The following is an 8963-nucleotide window of genomic DNA, read 5'->3' on the forward strand; positions in this document are numbered from 1 at the left end:
ACCGGACCGGTAGTTCAGTTGGTTAGAATGCCGGCCTGTCACGCCGGAGGTCGCGGGTTCGAGTCCCGTCCGGTCCGCCATCTGCTTCGAATTCCAGGCCTCGAGTTGAAAGACTCGGGGCCTTTTCGCGTGCGTGCCAGTCGAGATCGACTATCCTCCATGGGCGAGTGCCCGGGCTTTGCGGAACCCGAGCGACTATCATACAGTTGTTTGAATTTCCGTTGCCCGACCGCGAGGACTCGACCGTGACTGTATATCCCCATCTGTTTCGCCCCATCACGCTGGGGTCGGTGACCCTGCCCAATCGCGTGCTGATGGGCTCGATGCATACCAATCTGGAAGAGGCCCCGCAGGGCTTCGAGCGCCTGGCCGCCTTCTATGCCGAGCGCGCCCGGGAAGGCGTGGGACTGATCGTTACCGGCGGAATCGCGCCGAACCCGCAGGGGGCGGTCTTTCAGGGAGCGGCGACCCTCGAGCGCCCCGAGCAGGTGGCCGATCACCGGAGGGTGACCGACGCCGTGCACGCCGAACAGGGTCGGATCTGCCTGCAGGTCTTGCATGCCGGACGTTATGCCTATTCGCCCGACCTGGTGGCACCGTCGCCGATCCAGGCGCCGATCAACCCGATGACGCCCCGCGAGCTGAGTCGTGATGAGGTCGCCTCGACCATCGACGATTATGTCCGGTGTGCCAGCCTGGCTCGCGAGGCGGGCTATGACGGTGTCGAAGTGATGGGCTCCGAGGGGTACCTCATCAATCAGTTCATCTGCCGGCGCACCAATCAGCGCGAGGACGAATGGGGCGGTGACTTTGCCGGCCGTATCCGCTTTCCGGTGGAAATCGTGCGACGCATGCGTGCCGAACTGGGCGAGGATTTCCTCATTATCTTCCGGCTGTCGATGATCGACCTGGTCGAAGAGGGCAGTACCTTCGAGGAAGTGGTGGCCCTGGGACGTGCCGTAGAGGAGGCCGGGGCGGATGTCGTCAACACCGGTATCGGTTGGCACGAGGCGCGGGTGCCGACCATCGTCACCAGCGTGCCCCGTGCCGCATTCAGCGACGTGACCCGGCGCATGCGCGACGCGCTGTCGATCCCGTTGGTCACCACCAACCGCATCAACATGCCCGAGGTCGCCGAGCGGGTTCTCGCCGAGGGGCAGGCCGACATGGTCTCCATGGCGCGGCCCTTTCTGGCGGATCCCGCCTGGATCGCCAAGGCGCGGGAGGGGCGCAGCGAGGAGATCAACACCTGCATCGCCTGCAACCAGGCCTGCCTGGATCACACCTTCCAGGGCAAGCTGACCTCCTGTCTGGTCAATCCTCGGGCATGCCACGAGACCGAGCTGGTCATCGTGCCGACCGAGGCGGAGAGGGCCATTGCCGTGGTGGGCGGTGGGCCGGCGGGGCTGGCCGCCGCCGTGACGGCCGCCGGACGAGGTCACTCGGTGACGCTGTTCGAGTGTCAGTCCGAACTGGGCGGCCAGTTCAACTATGCCCGGCGGATCCCTGGCAAGGAAGAATTCGACGAGACCCTGCGTTACTTCCGGGTGATGCTGGAGCGTCACCAGGTGAGCGTGCGTCTCGGCACGGCGCCCAGCGTGCATGAGCTGGCGGCCTTCGACGAGGTGATCCTGGCCACCGGTGTGCGGCCGCGCCGTCTCGACCTGCCCGGCATCGACCATCCCAAGGTGATGTCCTATCCGGCAGCCATCGTGCATCCCGAGCGGGTCGGTCCTCGTGTGGCCATCATCGGGGCCGGGGGTATCGGGTTCGATGTGGCGGAACTCTTGACCCACGCCGGGCATCCCGCTCTGGATGCCGAAGTCTGGTGCGACGAGTGGGGGGTCGATCTGACGGTAACGACGCCGGGGGGGCTGCGTGAGCCGCAGCGGCCGACGGTGTCGCGTCATGTCACGCTGCTGCAGCGCAAGACGTCCAAGCCCGGCAAGGGGCTGGGTACTACCACGGGATGGGTGCACCGTGCCTCGCTGCGTCACCGAGGGGTCGAGACGCTGGTCGGGTGCGAGTACATGGGGGTCGACGACGAGGGCCTGCACATCCGTCAGGACGGTGAGCCGCGCCTGCTCGAGGTGGATACTGTCGTGATCTGTGCCGGCCAGGAGTCGGTGCGTGATGACCTCGAGGCGTTGCAGGCAGCGGGGGTCTCGGTGCACGTCATCGGCGGCGCCGACGAGGCAGCGGAGCTCGACGCCAAGCGGGCCATCGAGCAGGGGACTCGGGTCGCCGCCACCCTCTGAGAGGGTGTTTACAAACTACTGCGCTCGTCCATGCGGCGTTGAAATCAGCCTCAAAATGCTCATTTACCAGCTCGTAAACTCCGCTTTTTCGGCTGATTTCGCCTGGCCTGGCCGTCGCTCGTGACTTTTGTAAACACCCTCTGAGAACGGCGTGATGAATCCATGCGACCATTTTCCACGAACCCCCCGGCGGTTTCCGGGTTCATAAGGATAAGGAGTGGAGGCAGGCCGCTGCGTTGAAGAACGAAGAATCGTTGTCCGCTAATGCTGTCTACGCTGAAGTTACCGATCCCCGGCAGGTTCGCCGACACTGTCATGGCCGGGGCGCCGGGTCTAAAGGAGGCTTCGATGAGCATCTTCGATCATGTGCAGAACCGCTATGCCCGCACCCAGCAGGAAGAAATGACCCTGCAGGAGTACCTGGAGCTCTGTCGGGAGCAGCCATCGGTCTATGCCAACGCCGCCGAGCGGATACTGGAGGCCATCGGTGAGCCCGAAGTGATCGACACGGCCAAGGATCCGAGGCTGGCACGGATCTTCTCGAACAAGGTGATCCGTCGTTATCCCGCCTTCGCGGAGTTCTACGGCATGGAGGAGGCCATCGAGCAGATCGTCGCCTACTTCCGGCATGCCGCCCAGGGGCTGGAGGAGAGGAAGCAGATCCTCTATCTGCTGGGGCCGGTCGGTGGCGGCAAGTCGTCGCTTGCCGAACGCCTGAAGCTGTTGATGGAGCGGATTCCCTTCTATGCGATCAAGGATTCCCCGGTGCAGGAGTCGCCGCTGGGGCTGTTCTCGCCCGAGGATGATGGCGAACTGCTGGAGAAGGAATATGGCATCCCCCCGCGTTGCCTGAAGAGCGTGATGTCGCCCTGGGCGGCCAAGCGGCTTCAGGAGTTCGGCGGCGACCTCTCCCAGTTCCGGGTCGTGCGCCTGTATCCGTCGCGGCTCAATCAGATCGCCATCTCCAAGACCGAGCCCGGCGACGAGAACAACCAGGATATCTCCTCGCTGGTCGGCAAGGTCGATATTCGCCAGCTGGAGCTCTACTCCCAGGATGATCCCGATGCCTACAGCTTCTCGGGCGGGTTGTGCAAGGCCAACCAGGGGCTGATGGAATTCGTCGAGATGTTCAAGGCACCGATCAAGGTGTTGCATCCGTTGCTCACCGCCACTCAGGAGGCCAACTACAATCCCACCGAAGGGATGGGGGCGATCCCCTTCGATGGCATCGTCCTGGCGCACTCCAACGAGAGTGAGTGGCAGACCTTCCGCAACAACCGCAACAACGAGGCCTTCCTTGACCGTGTCTATATCGTCAAGGTGCCTTATTGCCTGAGAGTCAGTGAGGAAATCAACATCTACAAGAAGCTGCTCGAGCACTCCTCGCTCAACGAGGCGCCCTGCGCGCCGGACACCCTGCGCATGCTGGCGCAGTTCTCGGTGCTCTCGCGACTCAAGGAGCCGGAGAATTCCAGCGTCTATTCCAAGATGCGGGTCTACGATGGCGAGAACCTCAAGGATACCGATCCCAAGGCCAAGTCGATCCAGGAGTATCGCGACAATGCCGGTGTGGACGAAGGGATGGATGGCCTCTCGACTCGCTTCGCCTTCAAGATCCTGTCCAAGGTGTTCAACTTCGATAATCACGAGGTTGCTGCCAACCCGGTCCATCTGCTTTACGTGCTTGAGCAGCGTCTCGAACAGGAACAGCTGCCCCGCGAGACCTTCGAGCGCTACCTACGCTATATCAAGGAGTTCCTGGCGCCACGCTATGTGGACTTCATCGGCAAGGAGATCCAGACGGCCTATCTGGAGTCGTACTCCGAGTACGGCCAGAACATCTTCGACCGCTATGTCACTTATGCCGACTTCTGGATCCAGGATCAGGAGTACCGCGATCCCGAGACCGGCGAGCTGTTCGACCGCCAGTCACTCAACGATGAGCTGGAAAAGATCGAGAAGCCGGCGGGTATTTCCAACCCCAAGGATTTTCGTCACGAGGTGGTGAATTTCGTGCTCCGGGCCCGGGCCCAGAACAACGGCATGAATCCGAGCTGGCAGTCCTACGAGAAACTGCGCGGTGTGATCGAGCACAAGATGTTTGCCAACACCGAGGAGTTGCTGCCGGTGATCTCCTTCAACGCCAAGGCATCGACAGCCGACCAGAAGAAGCACGAGGACTTCGTGGCACGCATGGTCGACCGTGGTTATACCGAGAAGCAGGTACGGCTGCTCTCCGAGTGGTATCTGCGGGTGCGCAAGTCGCAGTAGCCTGAGCTTCGAGCTTCGAGCTTCGAGCTTCGAGCTTCGAGCTTCGAGCTTTCAGTCACCGAGTTTCGAAGCTCGCCGCTCGCTTCTCGCGGCTTCAACGCTACGAACGGGGAGAACGGGCTGGGCCGCCTCCCCGTGGTGAGCAGCGCCCAGAGGAGGTCAGCATGAGCTATTTCATCGACCGTCGGGCCAATGCCAAGAACAAGAGTGCGGTCAACCGCCAGCGGTTCCTCGATCGTTATCGTGGGCACATCAAGCGCTCCGTCGAGGAAGCGGTCAACCGTCGCTCCATTACCGACATGGGGCGTGGCGAGAAGGTTTCGATACCGACTCGCGACATTTCCGAGCCGGTGTTCCAGCATGGGCCCGGGGGGCGGCGCTCCATCATCGCGCCGGGCAACAAGGAGTTTGTCGAGGGTGACCGGTTGCGCCGCCCCGGTGGTGGTGGCGGTGGAGATGGCGCCAGCGAAGGCGGCGCCTCCAACCAGGGCGAAGGCATGGACGAGTTTGCCTTTACCCTGAGCCGCGAGGAGTTTCTGGATTTCGTCTTCGATGGGCTGGAATTGCCCCACCTGGAACGCAAGCCACTGGTCGACCTCGATGAGGTGAAGCCTGTACGCGCCGGTCTGACGCGGGACGGAGTGCCGGCGCGTATCAATATCGTGCGCTCCATGCGCGAGGCCCATGCCCGCCGCATCGCCATGCGCGGCCCGATCAAGCGTGCCCTGCGTGAGGCGCGAGAAGCGCTGGAGATCGAGGAGCGCAAGGATCCGGTGCTGCGCAACCCAGCGCGCATCAGCGAGCTCAAGGCCGAGATCGAGCGTCTCGAAAAGCGCCTGGAGGCGGTGCCCTTCATCGATACCTATGACCTGCGCTACAACAATGTGATCAATCAGCCCCAGCCATCCAGCAAGGCGGTGATGTTCTGCGTGATGGATGTCTCCGGGTCGATGACCCAGGCTCACAAGGATATCGCCAAGCGCTTCTTCCTGCTGCTCTATCTCTTTCTGGAGCGCAATTACGAGCGGGTCGAGCTGGTCTTCGTGCGTCACCATACCGCCGCCAAGGAGGTCGACGAGGAGGAGTTCTTCTACTCCCGGGAAACCGGCGGCACCATCGTCTCGAGTGCCCTGACGCTGGTCGACGAGATCATCGAGGCGCGTTATCCGCCGGGTCAGTGGAATCTCTACGTGGCCCAGGCGTCCGACGGCGACAACTGGGATGATGACTCCCTGACCTGTCGCGACCTGCTGGCGAAGTCGTTGATGCCGCGATTGCAGTATTTCACCTATGTCGAGATCACCCCTCACGCCCATCAGGCGCTGTGGGAGGAATACGAGCGCGTGGAAGCCGAATATGCGGATCGCTTCGCCATGCGTCAGATCGTCGAGGCAGGCGATATCTATCCGGTGTTCCGTGAACTGTTCCGTCGCCGCGCCGCGCAATCCTGAGGCGAGGCCAAGGAGGCAGCATGACCGAGCGCAAGCCCATCGCCACCGGTTCCGACTGGAGCTTCGAGACCCTTACCGAGTTCGAAGAGCAGATAGCGCGTCTGGCCGATGAATACCGGTTGGACACCTACCCCAACCAGATCGAGGTCATCACCACCGAGCAGATGATGGACGCCTACGCCAGTGTCGGCATGCCGGTGGGGTATCATCACTGGTCCTTCGGCAAGCAGTTCCTGGCCGTGGAGCAGGCCTATCGGCGTGGCCAGATGGGGCTGGCCTATGAGCTGGTGATCAACTCCAACCCCTGCATCGCCTATCTGATGGAAGAGAACACCTTGATGATGCAGGTGCTGGTGATGGCTCATGCGTGTTATGGGCACAACTCCTTCTTCAAGGGCAACTACCTGTTCCGTACCTGGACCGATGCCGGTTCCATCGTCGATTATCTGCTGTTCGCCCGGCGCTATATCGCTGAGTGCGAGGAGCGTTACGGCGTGACCGCCGTGGAGCAGTTGCTGGACGCCTGCCATGCTCTCCAGAACTATGGGGTCGACCGCTACAAGCGGCCCTCGCCGATCTCTGCCGAAGAAGAGGCGCGCCGACAGAAGGAGCGTGAAACCTATCTGCAGGCGCAGGTGAACACTCTGTGGCGGACCATCCCGGAGCGTGCATCGGAAGGGGAGGGGCTCGGAGACGTCGATGATGGAGAAGACCCCCTGGGGTTGCATGCCGGGGGGCGTTACCCGCCCGAGCCGCAGGAGAACCTGCTCTACTTCATCGAAAAGAACGCGCCGCTGCTGGCACCCTGGCAGCGCGAGGTGGTGCGCATTGTGCGCAAGCTCGCTCAGTATTTCTATCCGCAACGCCAGACCCAGGTGATGAACGAAGGGTGGGCGACGTTCTGGCACTACACATTGATGAATCGCATGTTCGACGATGGCCTGGTGGACGAGGGGCTGATGCTGGAGTTCCTGCAATCGCATACCTCCGTCGTGCAGCAGCCGCCCTTCGACAGCCCGGCCTTCAACGGTATCAACCCCTATGCATTGGGCTTCGCGATGTTCTCCGACATCAGGCGCATCTGCGAATCGCCCACCGAGGAAGATCGTGCCTGGTTCCCTGATACTGTCGGAAGTGACTGGCGGGAGACGCTGAATTTCGCCATGCGCAACTTCAAGGATGAGTCCTTCGTCCAGCAGTTCCTGTCGCCCAAGGTGATTCGTGACCTGAAACTGTTCAAGGTAGTGGATGATGATCAGGACGATATGCTGGAAGTGGCGGCGATACATGATGAGCGCGGCTATCGGCGCATCCGCGAGGCCTTGGCATCCCAGTACGCCCTGTCGGTGCGCGAGCCCAATATCCAGATCTATTCGGCGGACATTCGTGGCGATCGCTCGCTGACCCTGCGTCATATCCAGGATAATCGCCGGCCTCTGGCGCGCAGCGTCTACCCGGTGATGCGCCATCTGCACCAGCTGTGGGGGTTCCCCGTCAAGTTGGAGTCCATGGAAGAGGGCGAGGTGGTGCGCCGCTATCACTGGCCGCTGCCGGAAGATGAAGACGCCGAGCGCTCCGCGTCCAGCTGATCGAGACGCGTGACGCTGCTATAATCGCCGCAGTCGCGGTGGCCTGCGCTATCGCGTATCGTTCAGCCTGGGACAGCCGAGGAGTGCCCGATGCAGAATGCCGTGATCCTGATCAATGCCGAGAAAGGCAAGATCCAGTCGGTGGCCGAGCGCCTGGCGGATGTCGAAGGCATCAGCGAGGTCTTCTCCACCTGCGGTCGTTATGACCTGGTGGCGATCGCGCGCACCCGGGACTTCGAGAGCCTGGCCGAGCTGGTGACAGGTCGGCTCGATGAAGTGGAAGGCATTCGCGAGACCGAAACGCTCAACGCCATGCAGGTGCACTCCCGCCACGATCTCGAGACCATGTTCTCGCTCGGCTGGTGATCCCTCGGCCGTCCCCGGAAGGCGGTCCCGGCCTCTGACAGGAATGGATTCCCTGGATGTCTCGTCATACTTTTCTGCGTCGCATGATGCGGCGCGTCGGTGTCGCCGTGCTGTTCGCGGTGGTCGGCAGCGGCCTCTGGTACATGCAGGAGCGCGAGGTGCGCGACCGGCTGAGCTGGATGGGTGTGCCGACCTGGTCGGAACTGACGCCGCTGAGCCTGCACCGTGTCCTGCGCAACGAGGGCTATCTGCTTGGCTGGTCGGACCTGCGGGTCAGCCCCTTGTGGGCGAGCTATACCCTGCACTCGGTGGAGAATCCTCGGGCGGGGGAGCGCCCCGGCTTCCGGCGTGACTGGCGTTCTCTCTGGCCGGTCACGACGGGCAGTTATTCGCATAGCGGCTACGACCGGGGGCATCTGGCACCCAACTATGCCATCGCCGTGGTGCATGGGCGCGAAGCACAGCGCGATACCTTCCTGATGAGCAACATGACACCGCAGCGTCCGGACCTGAATCGTCGGTTATGGCAGCGTCTCGAAGAGGTGGTGATCGATCGTTTCGTGCCGCGTCTCGGTCGGCTGCAGGTGATCACAGGGCCGGTGTTCAATGATGACTTTCTGGAGGGCATGCTTCATCGAGCAGGGCTGGTGGAGGTGCCTGAAGCCTTCTACAAGATTTTGGTGGTGCCGGGCGAGCGGCCGAAGGCGCTGGCCTTTCTGATGCCCCAGAACGTGAGTGGTGATGAGCCGCTGGATCGTTTCGTGGTCAGTATCGACGATGTCGAGGCGCGCACCGGGTTGGATTTCTTCCCGCAGCTCCCGCCGTTGGCGGCGGAGGCGCTGGAAGCCCGGGTATCCACCGAAGGCTGGGGGCTGGAGGAGGTCTCGCGGTTGCCCGGCCGCTTCTGACGGTGTCGGGCATGGTCTGCCGCCCGGACACAAAAAAACCGCGATCTTTCGTCGCGGTTTCCTGTAAGGGGTGTTCTGCAAGGGCTTCAGCTGCATGACGCGAAATATGGTGCCCAGGAG

Annotated in this window: 6 protein-coding genes and 1 tRNA gene; all 7 read left to right on the forward strand. The window is 62.4% G+C overall.

Going from position 1 to position 8963, the window contains the following annotated elements:
• Positions 1–3: 3 nt before the first annotated feature.
• The 7 genes from RSO41_RS09840 (at position 4) to RSO41_RS09870 (ending at position 8843) form a co-directional block, all read left to right on the forward strand.
• A tRNA-Asp gene (locus RSO41_RS09840) sits at positions 4–80 on the forward strand.
• Positions 81–245: 165 nt separating this feature from the next.
• The gene (locus RSO41_RS09845) at positions 246–2258 is read left to right on the forward strand and encodes an NADPH-dependent 2,4-dienoyl-CoA reductase (RefSeq protein ID WP_315618924.1); all 2013 of its coding nucleotides are present in this window, start codon (positions 246–248) and stop codon (positions 2256–2258) included.
• A 348-nt stretch (positions 2259–2606) separates the two neighbouring features.
• A complete protein-coding gene (locus RSO41_RS09850; RefSeq protein WP_315618925.1) occupies positions 2607–4529 on the forward strand; it encodes a PrkA family serine protein kinase in 1923 nt (640 codons plus the stop codon).
• A 164-nt stretch (positions 4530–4693) separates the two neighbouring features.
• On the forward strand, positions 4694–5980 hold the full coding sequence (locus RSO41_RS09855; protein ID WP_315618926.1) for a YeaH/YhbH family protein: 1287 nt from the start codon (positions 4694–4696) through the stop codon (positions 5978–5980).
• A 20-nt stretch (positions 5981–6000) separates the two neighbouring features.
• A complete protein-coding gene (locus tag RSO41_RS09860; RefSeq protein WP_315618927.1) occupies positions 6001–7569 on the forward strand; it encodes a SpoVR family protein in 1569 nt (522 codons plus the stop codon).
• A 90-nt stretch (positions 7570–7659) separates the two neighbouring features.
• The gene (locus RSO41_RS09865; protein ID WP_013333286.1) at positions 7660–7935 is read left to right on the forward strand and encodes an Lrp/AsnC family transcriptional regulator; all 276 of its coding nucleotides are present in this window, start codon (positions 7660–7662) and stop codon (positions 7933–7935) included.
• Between the two features lie 56 nt (positions 7936–7991).
• Positions 7992–8843, forward strand: a complete 852-nt coding sequence (locus tag RSO41_RS09870; RefSeq protein WP_315618928.1) for a DNA/RNA non-specific endonuclease — start codon at positions 7992–7994, stop codon at positions 8841–8843.
• Positions 8844–8963: the final 120 nt, after the last annotated feature.

The organism is Halomonas sp. I1 (assembly GCF_032334135.1).
In the GTDB taxonomy this organism is placed as follows: Bacteria; Pseudomonadota; Gammaproteobacteria; order Pseudomonadales; family Halomonadaceae; genus Halomonas.

What these genes read in the sequence shown, in the direction of transcription:
- RSO41_RS09850 (WP_315618925.1), top strand. Translation starts at nt 2,607, where the DNA reads ATGAGCATCTTCGATCATGTGCAGAACCGCTATGCCCGCACCCAGCAG.
- RSO41_RS09855 (WP_315618926.1), top strand. Translation starts at nt 4,694, where the DNA reads ATGAGCTATTTCATCGACCGTCGGGCCAATGCCAAGAACAAGAGTGCG.
- RSO41_RS09860 (WP_315618927.1), top strand. Translation starts at nt 6,001, where the DNA reads ATGACCGAGCGCAAGCCCATCGCCACCGGTTCCGACTGGAGCTTCGAG.
- RSO41_RS09865 (WP_013333286.1), top strand. Translation starts at nt 7,660, where the DNA reads ATGCAGAATGCCGTGATCCTGATCAATGCCGAGAAAGGCAAGATCCAG.
- RSO41_RS09870 (WP_315618928.1), top strand. Translation starts at nt 7,992, where the DNA reads ATGTCTCGTCATACTTTTCTGCGTCGCATGATGCGGCGCGTCGGTGTC.